This window comes from Streptomyces sp. NPDC026206, assembly GCF_040638465.1.
In the GTDB taxonomy this organism is placed as follows: Bacteria; Actinomycetota; Actinomycetes; order Streptomycetales; family Streptomycetaceae; genus Streptomyces.
This window is the reverse complement of sequence record NZ_JBEZYL010000008.1, coordinates 111,512-127,587: the sequence shown is the minus strand read 5'-3', so window position 1 is coordinate 127,587 and position 16,076 is coordinate 111,512. Positions and strand designations below refer to the sequence as shown.

The 16,076-nt window shown below is 71.4% G+C and carries 17 protein-coding genes and 1 tRNA gene; 10 read left to right on the top strand and 8 right to left on the bottom strand.

Annotated elements, in window-relative coordinates; all coding sequences use genetic code 11:
• Positions 1–12 precede the first annotated feature (12 nt).
• The 3 genes from AB0F13_RS14550 to AB0F13_RS14540 all read right to left on the bottom strand — a co-directional run bounded on the left by AB0F13_RS14550 (position 13) and on the right by AB0F13_RS14540 (position 1,583).
• Entirely contained in the window at positions 13–363 is a 351-nt protein-coding gene (locus AB0F13_RS14550; RefSeq protein ID WP_362080594.1) for a hypothetical protein, read from the bottom strand.
• Between the two features lie 347 nt (positions 364–710).
• Positions 711–1,328 (bottom strand): hypothetical protein, encoded by a 618-nt coding sequence (locus AB0F13_RS14545; protein ID WP_362080591.1) that lies wholly within the window; start codon positions 1,326–1,328, stop codon positions 711–713.
• Between the two features lie 87 nt (positions 1,329–1,415).
• Positions 1,416–1,583: a helix-turn-helix domain-containing protein gene (locus AB0F13_RS14540; RefSeq protein ID WP_362080588.1), complete on the bottom strand. Its 168-nt coding sequence runs from the start codon at positions 1,581–1,583 to the stop codon at positions 1,416–1,418.
• Between the two features lie 161 nt (positions 1,584–1,744).
• On the opposite strand from AB0F13_RS14540, the gene AB0F13_RS14535 reads away from it, so the two are divergent.
• Together AB0F13_RS14535 and AB0F13_RS14530 are read left to right on the top strand one after the other, a co-directional pair.
• Positions 1,745–2,308 (top strand): hypothetical protein, encoded by a 564-nt coding sequence (locus tag AB0F13_RS14535; RefSeq protein WP_362080585.1) that lies wholly within the window; start codon positions 1,745–1,747, stop codon positions 2,306–2,308.
• Positions 2,309–2,313: 5 nt separating this feature from the next.
• Positions 2,314–3,585 (top strand): tyrosine-type recombinase/integrase, encoded by a 1,272-nt coding sequence (locus tag AB0F13_RS14530; RefSeq protein WP_362080582.1) that lies wholly within the window; start codon positions 2,314–2,316, stop codon positions 3,583–3,585.
• Positions 3,586–3,673: 88 nt separating this feature from the next.
• On the opposite strand, the gene AB0F13_RS14525 is transcribed toward AB0F13_RS14530, so the two are convergent.
• Positions 3,674–3,761 (bottom strand) — tRNA-Leu (locus tag AB0F13_RS14525).
• A 236-nt stretch (positions 3,762–3,997) separates the two neighbouring features.
• Between AB0F13_RS14525 and AB0F13_RS14520 the strand changes: the two genes are divergently transcribed.
• The 3 genes from AB0F13_RS14520 to AB0F13_RS14510 all read left to right on the top strand — a co-directional run bounded on the left by AB0F13_RS14520 (position 3,998) and on the right by AB0F13_RS14510 (position 6,782).
• Entirely contained in the window at positions 3,998–5,350 is a 1,353-nt protein-coding gene (locus tag AB0F13_RS14520; RefSeq protein WP_362080579.1) for a M20/M25/M40 family metallo-hydrolase, read from the top strand.
• Between the two features lie 154 nt (positions 5,351–5,504).
• A complete protein-coding gene (locus tag AB0F13_RS14515; RefSeq protein WP_362080576.1) occupies positions 5,505–5,738 on the top strand; it encodes a chaplin in 234 nt (77 codons plus the stop codon).
• A gap of 162 nt (positions 5,739–5,900) precedes the next feature.
• Positions 5,901–6,782 (top strand): chaplin, encoded by an 882-nt coding sequence (locus tag AB0F13_RS14510; RefSeq protein ID WP_362080573.1) that lies wholly within the window; start codon positions 5,901–5,903, stop codon positions 6,780–6,782.
• A 128-nt stretch (positions 6,783–6,910) separates the two neighbouring features.
• Here the strand turns inward: AB0F13_RS14510 and AB0F13_RS14505 are convergent, their stop codons facing one another.
• Positions 6,911–7,099, bottom strand: coding sequence for a DUF5703 family protein (locus tag AB0F13_RS14505; RefSeq protein WP_362080570.1), 189 nt, complete (start codon positions 7,097–7,099; stop codon positions 6,911–6,913).
• 47 nt (positions 7,100–7,146) lie between these two features.
• Here AB0F13_RS14505 and AB0F13_RS14500 point away from each other — a divergent pair, with 47 nt between their 5' ends.
• Entirely contained in the window at positions 7,147–7,911 is a 765-nt protein-coding gene (locus AB0F13_RS14500) for a hypothetical protein (RefSeq protein WP_362080567.1), read from the top strand.
• Positions 7,912–7,966: 55 nt separating this feature from the next.
• Here the strand turns inward: AB0F13_RS14500 and AB0F13_RS14495 are convergent, their stop codons facing one another.
• Both AB0F13_RS14495 and AB0F13_RS14490 read right to left on the bottom strand, forming a co-directional pair.
• Positions 7,967–10,354 (bottom strand): helix-hairpin-helix domain-containing protein, encoded by a 2,388-nt coding sequence (locus AB0F13_RS14495; protein ID WP_362080564.1) that lies wholly within the window; start codon positions 10,352–10,354, stop codon positions 7,967–7,969.
• The gene (locus AB0F13_RS14490; protein WP_362080561.1) at positions 10,351–11,334 is read right to left on the bottom strand and encodes an aldo/keto reductase; all 984 of its coding nucleotides are present in this window, start codon (positions 11,332–11,334) and stop codon (positions 10,351–10,353) included. Before AB0F13_RS14490 ends, AB0F13_RS14495 begins: the two co-directional genes overlap by 4 nt.
• A gap of 148 nt (positions 11,335–11,482) precedes the next feature.
• On the opposite strand from AB0F13_RS14490, the gene AB0F13_RS14485 reads away from it, so the two are divergent.
• The gene (locus AB0F13_RS14485) at positions 11,483–12,532 is read left to right on the top strand and encodes an LLM class F420-dependent oxidoreductase (protein WP_362080558.1); all 1,050 of its coding nucleotides are present in this window, start codon (positions 11,483–11,485) and stop codon (positions 12,530–12,532) included.
• 214 nt (positions 12,533–12,746) lie between these two features.
• On the opposite strand, the gene corA is transcribed toward AB0F13_RS14485, so the two are convergent.
• On the bottom strand, positions 12,747–13,739 hold the full coding sequence (gene corA, locus AB0F13_RS14480) for a magnesium/cobalt transporter CorA (RefSeq protein WP_362080555.1): 993 nt from the start codon (positions 13,737–13,739) through the stop codon (positions 12,747–12,749).
• Positions 13,740–13,838: 99 nt separating this feature from the next.
• On the opposite strand from corA, the gene AB0F13_RS14475 reads away from it, so the two are divergent.
• The 3 genes from AB0F13_RS14475 (at position 13,839) to AB0F13_RS14465 (ending at position 16,033) form a co-directional block, all read left to right on the top strand.
• On the top strand, positions 13,839–14,534 hold the full coding sequence (locus AB0F13_RS14475) for a histidine phosphatase family protein (RefSeq protein ID WP_362080552.1): 696 nt from the start codon (positions 13,839–13,841) through the stop codon (positions 14,532–14,534).
• 114 nt (positions 14,535–14,648) lie between these two features.
• Positions 14,649–15,239: a DUF3090 domain-containing protein gene (locus AB0F13_RS14470; protein WP_362080549.1), complete on the top strand. Its 591-nt coding sequence runs from the start codon at positions 14,649–14,651 to the stop codon at positions 15,237–15,239.
• Positions 15,203–16,033 carry an SCO1664 family protein gene (locus AB0F13_RS14465; RefSeq protein ID WP_362080546.1) on the top strand — a complete coding sequence of 277 codons (831 nt, stop codon included), beginning with the start codon at positions 15,203–15,205 and terminating at the stop codon, positions 16,031–16,033. Before AB0F13_RS14470 ends, AB0F13_RS14465 begins: the two co-directional genes overlap by 37 nt.
• Positions 16,034–16,076: the final 43 nt, after the last annotated feature.

The following is a 16,076-nucleotide window of genomic DNA, read 5'->3' as shown; positions in this document are numbered from 1 at the left end:
GGATGCTCCTGGTTAGCGCTTACGTACGTCGAGGGATACACGAGGAGAAGAAGGGGCAGGGGAGCCGCGGTAGTAGCCCACTCCCATCAGTTGAGGGAATTCCGGCTTCTTGGATTTGAATGGCTCCAGGGCCTTGGCAATGGCCTCGGCGGAAGGGCGGCCGTCCTCGCCCAGCAGCTTGGACGTGTCCAGGTAGTCCACGAAGCCGTTGGGCACCTCGGCTCCGGTCTCGGCCGCCTGGGCCCTGAACTCGGCCTGCGCCAGCTGGTCGGCATACTCCCGCATCGCCTCGGCCCGGATGGCCTCGGAGAGGTCAGCCGGCACTGGGTCCGGGGAATGGATGTCGGTCTGGGGGTCGCTCATGGCGACACCTCCTAAAGATCTAATCAAGCTAGGAAGTATTGGAGGAAGTAAGGGCCGCTCTAAAGGCGGCCCATCACCTCACAAGAGGACAACGTAAGAGAAACACTGCCCCCCTTACCCCCCACTGTGAACGAGACAGCAGGAGGCAAGGGGAGGAGTCTTTCTCTACGTTGCCCCTCACAGGGAGGTGTCCGCAGAGCCCCGTAACGACTTGGGAACTGCCCGGCCTGGTAGGCCGTGCCAGAGGCACACCGCCGAGTGTGCATGGCCCCAGAGGATCGCTCCTCCACTAGTTCAGAGTTAATGCGACACAGGCGAAGAGGTCGCCCGAAGGCGACCCCTTTCGGTCAAACCCGAGCCGTGTTGACCCTTGCCCAGATCTGTCGGTAGCCCGTCAAGTCCTGCTCCTTCAGGCCGTCGAACGCGTAGACCAGATTCCTATTCCTTCCTACGCGGACACCGGCGTACCTGCGACGCCGCGTATGGGCCTTGGCGGCCCTCTTGTGAGGCTCGCAGTACTTACTGGGCCTGCCAGGCTTACGGGCGGCTCCAGGGGCGTACAGCGGCTTAGCGCAGCCCTCCCATTGGCATCCATCCGGAGGGGAGTTGCGACGCTCCATCGTGAAGCCCGAGCCGTAGGTGGAACTCTCCGTGGTGTTGTCAAGGACTTGTGAAAGTGGGTCCGACGGCTCCATCCCAGGACGCTCCTGCATCAGACCGCGCATCGCGTGAAAACCTGACTCCGGGTCAAGGTCGGATAGTGCCGCCACGAGCGAAGCGACTACCAAAGGAACCATTCCGGTATGTGCAGCCGCTATCCGCTCGAACTCTGATTCCTCTCGATTCGGCCAGAAGCCCGGCCAGTTCTCCCATGGTTCAGCCCTGGCTGCCTTAAGGAGTGCGTCCGCCTTCCGCTCCAGCCTGCCCCGTTCCCACTCGTCGGACGGCGGGATGATCTCGTTCACGTAGTCGCCCCGGGAAGCGCCCACATCGTCCCCCTCATGAAATAAGAAAGCCCCCGGTTGCCTCGGGGGCGTCGCCTTCGATGCTGTTCAGTTCTGCCGGTCGAGCCACCTCTCCAGATCCGCCGGGCGGCACCGGAGGGACTGGCCCACCTTCCTGAAGGGGATCTCGCGGGTCTTCCAGTTCCCGTACACCCAGGACTCCGGAACGTCCAGGTAATCCGCCACTTCGTCGACGGTCATCAGTTTGGGTCGCATTGCTCTCCTCTGGTGTCGGCTGATGGGCGCCACTTCCGCTGGTATCCGCCCGACTCCCATTTGGGCACAGCCGAACACGTGGCAGCAAGTTCGGAATGAGTGACGCTCGCCACTACTCCGAACTAGTTGCAGCACGTTCGGGCCCTGCTAGTGTCGATCTCGTGAACACACCAACACCACATGACCCAGTCCAGGAGTGGCAGCGCGAAGGTTCGGAGATCGTCTGGCGTGAGATCTACGGACCTTGGCTCGTCGAAGCTCGCTGCCCTGTTGACGCCCCCTTCACCGGACCGTCCGGGCTGTCCATCCGCCTTGCGGTGGGGGGCAGTGATGAAGAGGTCGACGCAGGCATGAACGCAGCCCTGGAGACCGATGGCATCCCCGCCAGCCTGCTACGCCAGATCCCCATGGCCGAGATCAAAGCCGGGGCCCGTGCCGCGCTTGCCAAACAGGGGGACCGGGCGATGAACCACCCGTATCCGGTGCCAGCGCGCTGCCGGACGGAAGAGGACTACGCGCTCCTCGTCGCCGAACTGGCCCGGATGCGCGCCACTGGTACCACCGCTCCCCAAGGTGAGCTGGCCAGCCGTCTGGGCATCGGCAAAGCCACCGTGTCCGAGCGCGTCAAACGATCTAAGGAACTCGGCCTGTGGGACGGCCAGAAGCCCACCGAGAAGGCATGGTCACTCCTCACTCAGTGGCGCCAGGAGCAGGAAGGCATCTGACGCACGTGGCAAAGCGCGGTAACGGGCTCGGGGGGACTCCGGTGGAGATCCCGCGCAAGGGCCGACTGAACACCTGGGGCGTGCGCACGCCCCTCCACCTCAACAAGGCAACGGGGAAGAAGGAGCGCTCCTGGATAGGGCGGGAGTTCAAGACCAAGACCGAGGCGGAGAGGGCGCTTCGCAAATGGCTCACCGACTACGAGGCCGGGAAGATCGCGCCCCGGTCGGACATGAAGCTGGGTGACTGGCTGGACAAGTGGCTGGCGAACCACAGGAAGGAGGGGACGACTATGGCCGGGTACGAGACGAAGATCCGACTGCACATCAAGCCGCACATCGGCGGCGTGAAGCTGTGCGAAGTCACGGACGACACCCTGGACGACCTGTACAGACTCCTGGAGACCGCGCCGTGCCCGACCAACAAGGGCAAGCCGCTGGGAGCCAAGAGCGTCCGGCACGTGCACAACATTCTCTCCGGCGCCCTCGGGGCAGCCGTGCCGAAACTAATACCGATCAACCCGGCCGCGACGGCACACCCGCCCACCCAGCGGCAGATCAAAGCCCAGGAGAGCCGGTTCCCGACCCTGGATGATGAGCAGTCCAGACGGTTCCTGTCGGCAGTGTGGGAGCCGTGTGGGAACCGGGCCTGCGACGGGGGCTCGACTCATCACTGCCTCCGGGACGCTCCCCTGTGGAGCGTGTACGTCGCCACCGGCGTCCGGCGCAGCGAAGCCCTCGGTATGAAGTGGTCCCTCGTCCGCTGGGACGAGGGCGCCATCGAACTGGGCTGGGTCGTGGTCGAAGAGGGCAACGGGTACCGTCTCCGGAAGCTGACCAAGGACGGCGACGACAACGCCGTCATCTATGTGGATCAGTCCGTGATGAACGTCCTGAAGTGGCAGAAGCAGCGACAGGACGCTGAGCGGGAACGCCTCGGGGATGCCTGGTCGGATCACGACCTCGTATTCGCCCGGGACGGCTTCAAGCTCTACCGGGGCGAGGCGGGAGGCCCCCAGGACCCGGAGAAGGTATCCGCCCGCTGGCGGACTCTGCGGACCCGGCTGAAGCTTCCTGAGGAGTTCCGCATCCACGACTGGCGGCACAGCAAGGTCACAAACGACCTGGAGGCCGGGGAGAACCCCGTGGAGGTCTCCGCGAACGTCCGGCACCACTCGCCGGGCTACACCATGGCCCGGTACGGGCACTCACGGAAGGACGGAGCGCGGCGCCTGGCCGCCTCCGGAGCGGGCCGGATCGGCTTGTCATCCCTGGTCTGACCAGGAAGTTCGCTGGGCCGTTGGTCACGTGGTTGGTCACGCCACTGCCCAGGAAACAGAAAAACCCCAGATGAACTGGGGTCTCTGCTGGTGTCCGAGGGGGGACTTGAACCCCCACGCCCGATAAAGGGCACTAGCACCTCAAGCTAGCGCGTCTGCCATTCCGCCACCCGGACCAGGTGTCTGTCTCTGCGGGGTGTTCCCCGCGGCGACATGGAAAACAATACCAAACATTCAGCGGTGCTCGATCACGCGGCCGGGCGCCCGGCCGCGTGATCATTGCGGCGGTGTGTCGGCCGTATTGCGGCCTTGGGCTGGGGGAACAGGAGGGGGAGGATGGCCCTGGACCCCACGCCGGAGGCCCGCGGCGCCCCCGCGGCGGCCGACCGGCGGCCAACCACGAGGAGGCAGCGTGAGCGAGTCGAAGCCGGCCACCGCCGGCACGGGCAGGAACGCCGGGCACGCCGGGCACGCCGAGAATGAAGTGGTCGATCTCTGCCGCGACCTGATCCGGATCGACACCAGCAACTACGGCGACCACTCAGGGCCCGGTGAGCGGCTCGCCGCCGAGTACGTGGCCGAGAAGCTGGCCGAGGTCGGGCTGGAACCGCAGATCATCGAGTCCCACAAGGGCCGGGCCTCCACCGTGGCGCGGATCGAGGGCGAGGACCCGTCCCGGCCGGCGCTGCTCATCCACGGCCACACCGACGTCGTGCCCGCCAACGCAGACGACTGGACCCACCACCCCTTCGCGGGGGAGATCGTGGACGGGTGCCTGTGGGGGCGCGGCGCGGTCGACATGAAGGACATGGACGCGATGACCCTCGCGGTCGTCCGCGACCGGCTGCGCACCGGCCGCAAGCCGCCGCGCGACGTCGTGCTGGCCTTCCTCGCCGACGAGGAGGCAGGCGGCACCTACGGCGCCCGCTACCTGGTCGACAAGCACCCGGGGCTCTTCGAAGGGGTCACCGAGGCGATCGGCGAGGTCGGCGGCTTCTCCTTCACGGTCAACGAGAACCTGCGGCTCTATCTGATCGAGACCGCCCAGAAGGGCATGCACTGGATGCGGCTCACCGTGGACGGCACGGCCGGCCACGGCTCGATGACAAACAAGGACAACGCCATCACCGAGCTCTGCGAGGCGGTCGGCCGGCTGGGTCGGCACGAGTTCCCGGTGCGCGTGACCAAGACCGTACGGTCCTTCCTCGACGAGCTCTCGGACGCGCTCGGCACCCCGCTCGACCCCGAGGACATGGAGACCACGCTCGCCAAGCTCGGCGGCATCGCCAAGATGATCGGCACCACGCTGCGCAACACCGCGGCCCCGACGATGCTCGGCGCCGGGTACAAGGTCAACGTCATCCCGGGGCAGGCCACCGCCCACGTCGACGGCCGCTTCCTGCCCGGCTACGAGGAGGAGTTCCTCGCCGACCTCGACCGTGTCCTCGGGCCGCGCGTCAAGCGCGAGGACGTGCACGCGGACAAGGCGCTGGAGACCAGCTTCGACGGTGACCTCGTCGGCGCCATGCAGGCGGCGCTGAAGGCGGAGGACCCCATCGCGCGGGCCGTGCCGTACATGCTCTCCGGCGGCACCGACGCCAAGTCCTTCGACGACCTGGGCATCCGCTGCTTCGGGTTCGCGCCGCTCAAGCTGCCGCCGGAGCTGGACTTCGCCGGGATGTTCCACGGGGTGGACGAGCGGGTGCCCGTCGATGGTCTGAAATTCGGTGCGCGCGTGCTCGACCGCTTCCTGGATCAGTGCTGACTTCAGTCCTGAATAGGTGTCAGGCTGCGCGTATTTGGCGCTTTCTTCGCCGGAAAGAGTGAACGGCTTCCCTCTTGCGTAGCTCAATTTCCTCCTCGTCGTTACAGGTGTGCGGTCCGCGGCTGGGACCGCATTGCCAACAAGGAGGAACTACATGCTCAAGAAGGTCGTCGCCGCCGCGGCAGCCACCAGTGGTCTCGTACTCGTCGGAGCGGGCGTCGCCGCTGCCAGCGGGGGTGCCCAGGGTGCTGCTGTGGGCTCTCCCGGCGTCGTCTCGGGCAACGTCGTCCAGGTCCCGGTGGCTGTGCCGGTGAACCTGTGTGGCAACTCGATCAACATCGTTGGGCTGCTCAACCCCACGTTCGGTAACACCTGCGTCAACAAGTGACGTCGTGTCCCAACCCGTGAGGGGCTGAGACCCGCAGTGGCTCCGGGGCGCGTGTCATGCCTCCGGGGCCGCGGGGCTTTGGGACCAGGTTTTCCGCGCATGGGCGGAACACGCGTCCTTGCGCATTCCGCATGGTAAGAAGCAGCAGAGGGGCAAGACGAAATGCGACAGGTCACCAAGAAGGGCCTGATCACCGTAGCGGCGGCCAGTGGGGTGATCGCCGCCGTCACCGGCGGCTACGCCCAGGCCGACGCCGGCGCGAACGGCGCCGCGGTGAACTCCCCGGGCGTCGGCTCCGGGAACACCGTCCAGGCTCCGGTCCACGTGCCGGTGAACGCCTGCGGCAACACCGTGAACGTGGTCGGGCTGCTCAACTCCGCCACGGGCAACCGCTGTGTCAACGGCGGTCACGGCGGCAACAGCGGCCACGGCAACAGTGGTCACGGCGGCAACAGCGGACACGGCGGCAGCGGTCACGGCGGCCACGGCAACAGCGGTCACGGCGGCAGCGGCTACGGCGGCGAGCTGGCGAACGGCAAGAGCGTCGGCTCGCCCGGTGTGGCCTCCGGCAACACCGCGCAGGTGCCGGTCGGTATCCCGGTCAACGCCTGCGGCAACAGCGTGAACATCGTCGGGATCGGCAACTCCACGACCGGCAACACCTGCGTCAACGACGGCCACGGTGGCCCGGCCCACGAGGGCCACGGCCACAAGCCGCCGCACGGCCACAAGCCGCCGCACGGTGACAAGCCGGGTCACCCGGGCGACAAGCCCGGCGGTGGGCACCACGAGGAGAAGCCCGGCCACAAGCCGCCGGCCAAGCACCACGACGAGCCGGCCGGCCACCCCGGTGCGCCCGGTCACCAGGCCAAGCCGACCATGGAGGTGAAGGACGCGCACCGTGCCGAGGCGCCGCTCGCCCAGCAGGCCGCGGAGCTCGCGCACACCGGTGCGGGCCAGCTCGGTGCGGCCGGTGCCGCCAGCGCCGGCCTGCTGCTCGGCGGTGCGATGCTGTACCGCCGCTCGCGTGGCGCCCGGGGCTGACACCGCCTGAACGGCTGAACCGGTATCAACCGGCACGGAGCGGGCCCCGCAGCCGCGGGGCCCGCTCTGTATGCGTTCACTCCCGGGTGGTCACCCGGTCGCCGTGCGGTACCGAAGGCGGTACCGAGTCACCACGTGGCGCGGATCTGGCGAATGATCCGGCGGCGCAGCCGCACCCTGCGACTGCCGTCGGGGTAGAGGCGAAGTCGGTCCAACTCCCAGTGTCCGTACTCGGCGTGTTCGGTCAGCAGGCGTGTGGTGGCCCTCCGGGAGATCCCCCGGGGTACATACACATCGCAGAATTCGTATTCCGGCATCGCATCTATTGTGCGGGAACGGGTCCGGTGCGGATAGCGTCTGCACTATGTCTGATGCTGCGCAGCCAACCGCTGACGAGGTTCGGGCCGCCGCCGAGGCGGTCAAAGCCGCTCTGGACCGCCACCTCGAGGCCGTCGAACGCCGTACGGGGGAGGACGACCCGGCCGTCTACGCCGCGTTCAACGAGCTGGCCGCGACAGCCGAGGCGTACGACGAGCTCCTCTACGACGCCTACGACGAGGTCACCCCCTTCGAGATCCCCGGGGACGACACACTGCCGGCCTACGCCGGGCCGGACGAGCCCAGCGCGCTCAGTGTGCTGATCCGCCGGGACTACGCGGTCGTCGAGCCCCAGCGGCTGCTGGCCCAGGCCCAGCGCGTCGCCGACCTCGACCCGGACGTCGACGTCGACACGGACGCGGGAGGCCACGGCGGCGCGGCGGGCATCGTCGGCCACAGCATGCACGCCGCTCTCGGGGTGCTCTTCGGCGAGTACGAGCCGGACGAAATCGCCTCCCGGCACAAGGAATTCGGCCTTGAGGAGGGCGACTCCACGCTGTGGGTGTCGGCCGCCGACGAGCCGGCCGAGCCGGGGGAGTGGCTGGCCGCCCCCTTCGACCAGGCCGACCCGCAGCGGGTCGTGTGCCGCTTCGACGTCAGCGCCGTCTTCGACGAGGAGCTCGGCCTCGACGACGGTGACGATGGTGACGACGACGGCATCGAAGGCATCGAGGACGAGCTGGACGCCGATGCCGATGCCGATGAAGGCGACGGGGAGGGCGGCGGCGCCGTACGGGCCCGGGGACGCTGACCCCGGGGATTACGGCCGTCCCGGGGCTCCGCCGGAGCCCCGGGACGGCCGCTGATCACTCCGTGGGACGGGCCTGCGCCTGGAGCAGGGACCGCAGCCGGGTGGTCCGCTCCTTCGCCGGCACCTCGGCGACCGCGCGGGGCAGTGCCTGGTCGACGCCGTGCACCACCGACAGATGCCGCTCGGCACGGCTGAACGCCGTGTAGACCCAGGACCTCGTCAGCGTCCCGGCGGCGTCGCCCGGCAGCACCACCACGGCCGCGGGCCAGCGCGTCCCGGCCGCCTGGTGGGCGGTCACGGCCCAGCCGTGGCGCACCTCCTCGCCCACGCGCTCCGGCGGTACGACGACGGGGGTGCCGCCGCAGTCCAGCCGCAGGCCTTCGGCGTCCGCCGAGACCACGGTCCCGGGGAGCATCCGGCCGGGCGCGGGGACGTGGGCGATCCTGTCGCCCGGGTCGAAGCCGCCGAACCGGCCGGGGCCGGGGTTCAGCCGCTCCTTGAGCGCCGCGTTCAGCGCGCGGGTGCCGGCCGGGCCGCCGTGGCCGGGGGTGATCACCTGGGTGTGCTCGGCGGGCACGCCGATCGCGCGCGGCACGGAGTCCGCGACCAGCTGCACCGTGCGGTGCACCGCCTCGCCCGGGTCCCGGACCGGGACGATCACGATCTCCTTGCCGGGGGCGTCCACCTGGTGCAGCTCGCCGACGCCGATGCCCGATACGAGCTCGCCGAGCGGGCCCGGGTCGGGGGTGCGGGAGACGACCACCGGGCAGGCGCGGGCCGCCACGACGTCCGCGAACACGCGGCCCGGGCCCGCCGACCACAGCACGCCCGGGTCGCCGCTGAGCACCAGCCGGGTGCCGTCCGCGAGCGATTCCACCAGCAGCGCCGCCGTCTCCACATCCAGCTGCGGGGCGTCCAGCACGACGAGCAGGTCCAGGGCGAGGGAGCCGTCCTCGGCGCGTCCGGGCCCTTGCTGTCCGGACAGCAGGCCGGCGACGGTCACGGCGTCGGGGACGCCGAGCCCGGCGAGGCGGCGCCGCCCGTCCTCGGTGTGCGCGGCGGCGCAGGCCCGCAGGCCGAGTCCGGCCGCTGCCGCGACCAGGGCGGCGGGCTCGGCGCGGGCCGCCTCGCCGCCGCTGTGCGCGGCCAGGCCGCAGCCGGCGGCGGTGCGGATCAGCTCGGCGGCGGACGGGGAGGGGGCGGTGGCCGCCGCGGCCTCCCAGTCGGCTTCCGGTGCTTCCGGGAAGGTGGCGTTGATCAGACGGCCGAGGCCGTCGGCGAGGCTCTCCTCCGCCATGGCGTACCGGTCCAGGCCGAGCAGCAGCGACACCGGGGCCCCGGCGTCCTCGCCCTCGCCTTCGCCTTCGCCTTCGCCTTCGCCTTCGCTCCCGCCCTCGCCTCCGGGGCCTTCGTGGAACACCAGCACCGCGCCGTCCGCGATGGCGCTCTGCAGCGCCTCGTCCGGCTCCGGCACGGAGCGCCGGGCGAGCTCGGCGCCCAGCGCCGGGGCCTCGAGCACGGTGTGCCCCGCGAGGGCGGCGCGCTCCAGCAGCCATACGACGAGCGCCTGGGCCCGGCGCTCGTCGCCCGGCCCGCACTCCGCGCCCAGCAGGGCACGGGCGAACCCGTCGGCCTGTTCGGGCCGCACCCCCGGCACGGCCAGCAGCTGCCACGGGTCCTCCCGGAGGGTGTCGGCGGCGTTCTCGCCGAGCGCTTCGGCGGCCGCGGCCGCGAGCTGCTCCGGCGCACCGCCTGCGGCGAGCACCTCGACGAGGCCCGCGCTCGGCGTGATCGCCCGGACGCCGGCGCGCACGGGCGCCGCCGCGGCGGCGGGCCGCGCGACCGGCGCCGGCCGGGCCGGCCGCGCCGCCGGCTTGGGTTCGCTGAAGAACGACGCCGCGGGCCGCTCCCCACTCTCCACGGCCCGCACCGCGGCCGCCAGCGCCTCGGCCACAGCCGACCGCTCCCTCGCCGGCGACTCCCCGCCGGCGCTCCCCGCGCCCGGCTGCGTACGCGAGTCGTCCGTGGCGGGCTCGTCCTCTCCGCCCGGCTCGGCTCCGGGGTTCCCGGCGCCGTGCGCCGGGGACGGGGTCTCCGCATCCGGCGTGGCGGGCTCGTCCTCTCCGCTCGGCGCGGCACTCAGGTCCGTGGCACCGCCGTGCCCCGGAGTGGCGGCCTCCGCGTCCTCCGTGGCGGGCTCGTCCTCCCCGCCCGGCGCGGCCGACTCCGCGGCGGAGTTCCCGGCGCTGCTGCCCGCCGGAGTGGCGGTCTCCGCGCCCGGCTGCGTACCGGAGCCGTCGGTGCCGGCGCGTGCGGCGTCGGATTCCGGCGCGGCCTGCGGGGGCTCTTCGCCGCCGGGGGCGGGGGCGGGTGCCTGGGCGGCGGCCTCTTCCGCGGGCGCGGTGGCGGGCTCACCGGCGAGGGGACCGCGGTCGTTGGTCACAGCGTGCTCCAGTCCTGGTCGGGGTAGCGGTGCACGGGCGCCGATACGTCGTCCAGCGCCTGGCAGATCTCGTCCGGAAGACTAAGGGTCTCCACTGACAGCGCCGCTTCGAGCTGCTGCGCGGTGCGGGCGCCGACGAGCGGGGCGACGACGCCGGGACGGTCGCGGACCCAGGCCAGGGCCACCTGCAGGGGCGTCGTGGCGAGACCGTGGGCCGCAGTGGTGACCGCGTCGACGATGCGGCTCGCCGTGTCGTCGAGGTAGGGGGCGACGAAGGGGGCGAGGTGCTCGGAGGCACCCCGCGAGTCGGCGGGGGTGGCGTGGCGGTACTTGCCCGTCAGCACGCCCCGGCCCAGCGGCGAGGACGGCAGGACGCCGATGCCGAGGTCGAGCGCGGCGGGCAGCACCTCGCGCTCGATGCCGCGCTGCAGCAGCGAGTACTCCATCTGCGTGCAGGCCAGCCGCGTCCGCGCCCCCGGCTCGGCGAGCTGCCAGGTCGCCGCCTTGGCGAGCTGCCAGCCGCAGAAGCCGGCGACCCCCGCGTAGCGGGCCCGGCCGCTGTGCACGGCGAGGTCGATGGCGTGCAGCGTCTCCTCGACCGGGGTGCCGGGGTCGAAGGCGTGTATCTGCCACACGTCGACGTAGTCGGTGCCGAGCCGTTCCAGCGAGGCGTCGAGTGCGGCGAGGAGGTGGCCGCGCGAGCAGTCGACGCGCCGGCCGGGGTCCAGGACGCTGCCGGCCTTGGTCGCGATGACCAGGTCCCGGCGCGGCACGAGGTCCTCCAGGAGCTGCCCGAGGAGGTATTCGGCGCCCCCGTCCGCGTAGACGTCGGCGGTGTCGACGAGCGTGCCGCCCGCGTCCCAGAAGGCCTTGAGCTGCCCGGCCGCCTCGTGCTCCCCGGTGTCCCGGCCCCAGGTGAGGGTGCCGAGCCCGAGCCGGGATACCCGCAGGCCGGTGTGGCCGAGATGCCTTTGTTCCATGAGCGCTGAGGGTACTGTCCGCGCCGCATTGCGGTGCCGGGCCGCCACTTGGGGTGAGGAAGTCGCCGGTGACGTGACCCAGGTCCGCGCGCTAGAGTCCGGGCGACAACGACGTTACTGATCGGTAAGGGGCGCCCGAATGAGTCGCATGAGGCTCGGAATCAACCTCGGCTACTGGGGAGCCGGGATGGACGCGGACAACCTCGCGGTCGCCCGCGAGGCGGACCGGCTCGGCTACGCGGTCTGCTGGGCCGCCGAGGCCTACGGCTCGGACGCCCCCACCGTGCTGTCCTGGGTCGCGGCGCAGACCGAGCGCATCGACGTCGGCTCGGCGATCCTGCAGATCCCCGCCCGGACGCCCACGATGACGGCGATGACCGCCGCCACCCTCGACTCGCTCTCCGGCGGCCGCTTCCGGCTCGGCCTCGGCGTCTCCGGCCCGCAGGTCTCCGAGGGCTGGTATGGCGTGAAGTTCGACAAGCCGCTCGCCCGCACCCGCGAGTACGTCGAGATCGTCCGCAAGGCCATGTCCCGCGAGCGCGTGACCCATGAGGGGGCGCACTGGACGCTGCCGCTGCCCGACGGCCCCGGCAAGCCCCTGAAGCTGACCGTGCACCCCGTGCGCGAGCGCATCCCGCTGTACATCGCCGCGATCGGCCCGAAGAACCTCGAGCAGACCGGCGAGCTCGCCGACGGCGCCCTCGTCGTCTTCTTCGCCCCCGAGCACGCGGAGGAGACCACCCTCGGCGCCCTGCGCGCGGGCCGCGCCAAGGCGGGCAAGGACCTCGACGGCTTCGACCTCGTCCCGACCGTCCCCATGGCCGTGGGCGACGACGTCGACGCCCTCGCGAACCTCTTCCGCCCGTACACCGCCCTCTATGTGGGCGGCATGGGCAGCGCCAAGCAGAACTTCTACAACAAGCTCGCGCAGCGGATGGGGTACGAGAAGGAGGCCGCCGAGATCCAGGAGAAGTACCTGGCCGGCGACAAGGCCGGCGCGGCGGCGGCCATCCCGCGCGAGCTCATCGACTCCACCGCCCTGCTGGGCCCCGTGGAGCGCATCGCCGACCGCATGCAGGCCTACGCCGACGCGGGAACCACCACCCTGTCGCTGGCCCCGGCCGGGTTCACCCTGGACGAGCGGATCGCGAACCTGCGCACGGGCATCGAGGCGCTGGAGCTGGCGGGACTGGCCTGAGCGGGGCCTGAGCGGGGCCTGAGCGGGGAAGTCCGCGGCCGTGGTGGGGGCTCGGGGGTTGTCATCCCCGCCACGGCCGACACCTAACACAACGCCCGTGCGCCCGGGTGGTTACGCGCCGGACCGCCCTCGGATCCCCGCCCGGAATCCTTCGTCCGGCCGAGCGTGCGCCGCCGGGCGCGCGCCGGGCCGGCCCCGGCCCTCGCGGCGGCCGCTACAGCCAGCCCCGCCGTTTGAACATCCGGTAGAGCCAGAGGACCAGCCCGGCCATCAGCACCAGCACCGCCGGGTAGCCCCACGGCTGCCGCAACTCCCACATGTGGTCGAAGTTCATCCCGTACACCCCGGCCACCATCGTCGGGACGGCCGCCATCGCCGCCCAGGCCGAGATCTTGCGCATGTCGTCGTTCTGCTGCACGCCCATCTGCGCGAGGTGCGCCGAGAGGATGTCCGTGAGCAGCCGGTCCAGGCCCTCCACGGACTCGTTGGCCCGCGTCAGGTGGTCGCCGACGTCGCGGAAGAAGGGCCGCGAGCGCTCGTCCACGAACGGCAGCCCCGCCCCCGCCAGCCGCGCGACCGGCTCGTTGAGCGGGTTCGTGGCCCGCCGGAACTCCACGACCTGGCGCTTGAAGGAGTAGATCCGCGACGCGGTGTGCTTGGTGTCCCCGCCCGGCGGCGCGAACACCTCGGCCTCCAGTTCGTCGAGGTCCGCCTGCAGCAGGGCCGCCACCTCCGTGTACTGGTCCACGACCTCGTCGCTCACCGCGTACAGCACCGCCGTCGCCCCGTGGCACAGCAGCTCCGGGTCCCGCTCCAGCCGCTGCCGCACGCGCGCCAGCGGGCTGCCCTCCCCGTGCCGGACGGTCACCACGAAGGAGTCGCCGACGAACAGCATCAGCTCGCCGGTGGTGACGGTGTCCGCGTCGTCGTCGTACACCACGGGCTTGAGGACCATGAACAGCGAGTCGTCGTACACCTCCAGCTTCGGCCTCTGATGGGCGTTGAGAGCGTCCTCCACGGCCAGCGGGTGCAGGGCGAACTCGCTGGTGACCAGCTCGAACTCCTTCTCCGTGGGCTCGTGCAGGCCGATCCACAAAAACGAGTTGCCGTCCGCGCGCGCCTGGTCCAGCGCGTCGGAGAAGTCGGCGGGGCCCTCGGTGCGGTGCCCGTCCCGGTAGATGGCGCAGTCCACGATCACGCGAGACATCCTTCCCTGAGCTTCCCCGGCTCTTTCCCCCGCATCCCGTTTCCCATGACACCTCCATCACACCCCTGTGGTGCCCGACGGCATCGTAGGCTGGCGGTCATGCCCACGCTGATCCTGGTCCGGCACGGCCGGTCCACCGCCAACACCGGGGGAGTGCTCGCCGGATGGACCCCCGGCGTGGCCCTGGACGAGCGCGGCGCCGCGCAGGCCGCCGCCCTGCCGGCCCGGCTGGCGGACGTCCCGCTCGCCGCCGCCGTCACCAGCCCCCTGCAGCGCTGCCGCGAGACCCTCCAGCCGCTGCTCGCCGCCCGGCCCGGACTGCCGCTGCACACCGACGAGCGCGTCGGCGAGTGCCACTACGGCGACTGGTCGGGCCGCAAGCTCGCCGACCTCGCCGGCGAACCGCTGTGGGAGGTCGTCCAGCGCCACCCGGCCGCGGCCGCCTTTCCCGGCGGTGAGTCCCTGCGCGCCATGCAGGCGCGCGCGGTCGACGCCGTACGGGAGTGGAACGAGCGGATCGAGCGGGAGCACGGCGAGGACGCCGCCTACCTGGTGTGCACCCACGGCGACCTGATCAAGTCGCTCGTCGCCGATGCCCTGGGCCTGCACCTCGACCACTTCCAGCGGATCACCGCCGACCCCTGCTCGGTCACCGCCATCCGCTACACCCGCCTGCGTCCCTACCTGCTGCGCCTGGGCGACACCGGCGACCTGGCCGCTCTCGCCCCCCGGGAGCCCGCTCGCGAGGGGGCCGCCGCGGACGCGGCCGTGGGGGGCGGTGCGGGAGCACCGTGATCGTTGCGCGCAGTAGGGTGGTGAGGCGGGAGCGCCCGGGCCGCCGGCTGCCGGCGCTGGTGACCCCGCACCCGGTAAAGACACTCCGACCACCGAACCCAATGGAGCAGGACGTTGTCCCGTCAGGTGTTCCTCTATGACCCGCCGGACCGCTTCGTCGCCGGTACGGTCGGGCTGCCGGGCCGCCGCACATTCTTCCTCCAGGCCGCCGCGGCCGGCCGGACGACCAGCGTCGCGCTGGAGAAGGCCCAGGTGGAGGCGCTCGCCGAGCGCATCGACGAGCTCCTCGACGAGGTCGTCCGGCGCACCGGCGGCAGCGCCCCGGTGCCGGCCGTGGCGCCCGTCGAGTTCACCGACACCGAGCCCCTCCAGTCCCCCGTCGAGGAGGAGTTCCGGGTCGGCACCATGGCCCTGGCCTGGGACGGCGACGGCCAGCGCATGGTGGTCGAGGCCCAGGCGCTCGTCGAGCTGGAGGCCGACACCGACGAGGACCTCGCCGAGGCCGAGGAGCGGCTGCTGCAGGACGAGCTGAACGGCCCGCCGATGCTGCGCGTGCGGCTCACCGGCACCATGGCCCGCGCGTTCGCCAAGCGCGCCCTGGAAGTCGTCAACGCCGGCCGGCCCCCGTGCCCGCTGTGCAGCCTGCCGCTCGACCCGGAGGGACATGTATGTCCGCGCCAGAACGGATACCGCCGCGGAGCGTGACCCCGCACGAGCTGCTTGCCGAGGGCGAGCTGACGGTGCGCGGGCGCGTCCGTGAGGCGTCCAACGCGGTGCTCTACTGCACGGTCGAGTACGAGGGCGTGAGCGCCGCCTGCGTCTACAAGCCGGAGGCCGGGGAGCGGCCCCTGTGGGACTTCCCCGATGGGACGCTGGCCCAGCGCGAGGTCGCGGCCTACGAGCTCTCCGAGGCCATGGGCTGGGGACTGATCCCGCCGACCGTGCTGCGCGAGGGCCCCTACGGCCGCGGCATGTGCCAGCTGTGGATCGAGGCGTCGGCCGGCGAGGAGACCACTCAGGCGCTGCTGGCCCTGGTCGAGGGCGAGGAGCCGGGGCCCGGCTGGAAGGCCGTCGGCTTCGCGGACGTCGGCGAGGACCGCACCGCGCTGCTGGTGCACGCCGACGACGAGCGGCTGCGCCGGCTCGCCGTCCTCGACGCGGTGATCAACAACGGTGACCGCAAGGGCAGTCATCTGCTGCCCGCCGCGGACGGGCGGCTTTACGCCATCGACCACGGTGTGACATTCAACGCGGACGACAAGCTGCGCACCCTGCTGTGGGGCTGGGCCGGGGAGCCGCTGCCCGAGGAGGCGCTGACCGCGTTGCGGCGACTTTCGGCCGATCTGGCCGAGGGCCGGCCGCTGGCCACGCGGCTGGGGGAACTGATCAGTTCGGCTGAGATCGATGCGCTGAGGGAGCGGGTGGCGGACCTTCTGCGCACCGGGCGCCACCGTGAGCCCAGCGGTCAGTGGCCGGCGATACCCTGGCCGCCGGTGTAGATCTCCGGGACCGCGCCGCGCGCGGTGTCGGGGGTCCGGGGCG

Coding starts and splice junctions, on each gene's coding strand:
- AB0F13_RS14550 (WP_362080594.1), bottom strand. CDS start 363: ATGAGCGACCCCCAGACCGACATCCATTCCCCGGACCCAGTGCCGGCT.
- AB0F13_RS14540 (WP_362080588.1), bottom strand. CDS start 1,583: ATGCGACCCAAACTGATGACCGTCGACGAAGTGGCGGATTACCTGGAC.
- AB0F13_RS14515 (WP_362080576.1), top strand. CDS start 5,505: ATGCTCAAGAAGGTCGTCGCCGCCGCGGCAGCCACCAGTGGTCTCGTA.
- AB0F13_RS14510 (WP_362080573.1), top strand. CDS start 5,901: ATGCGACAGGTCACCAAGAAGGGCCTGATCACCGTAGCGGCGGCCAGT.
- AB0F13_RS14505 (WP_362080570.1), bottom strand. CDS start 7,099: ATGCCGGAATACGAATTCTGCGATGTGTATGTACCCCGGGGGATCTCC.
- AB0F13_RS14500 (WP_362080567.1), top strand. CDS start 7,147: ATGTCTGATGCTGCGCAGCCAACCGCTGACGAGGTTCGGGCCGCCGCC.
- AB0F13_RS14490 (WP_362080561.1), bottom strand. CDS start 11,334: ATGGAACAAAGGCATCTCGGCCACACCGGCCTGCGGGTATCCCGGCTC.
- AB0F13_RS14485 (WP_362080558.1), top strand. CDS start 11,483: ATGAGGCTCGGAATCAACCTCGGCTACTGGGGAGCCGGGATGGACGCG.
- corA (WP_362080555.1), bottom strand. CDS start 13,739: ATGTCTCGCGTGATCGTGGACTGCGCCATCTACCGGGACGGGCACCGC.
- AB0F13_RS14475 (WP_362080552.1), top strand. CDS start 13,839: ATGCCCACGCTGATCCTGGTCCGGCACGGCCGGTCCACCGCCAACACC.
- AB0F13_RS14465 (WP_362080546.1), top strand. CDS start 15,203: ATGTCCGCGCCAGAACGGATACCGCCGCGGAGCGTGACCCCGCACGAG.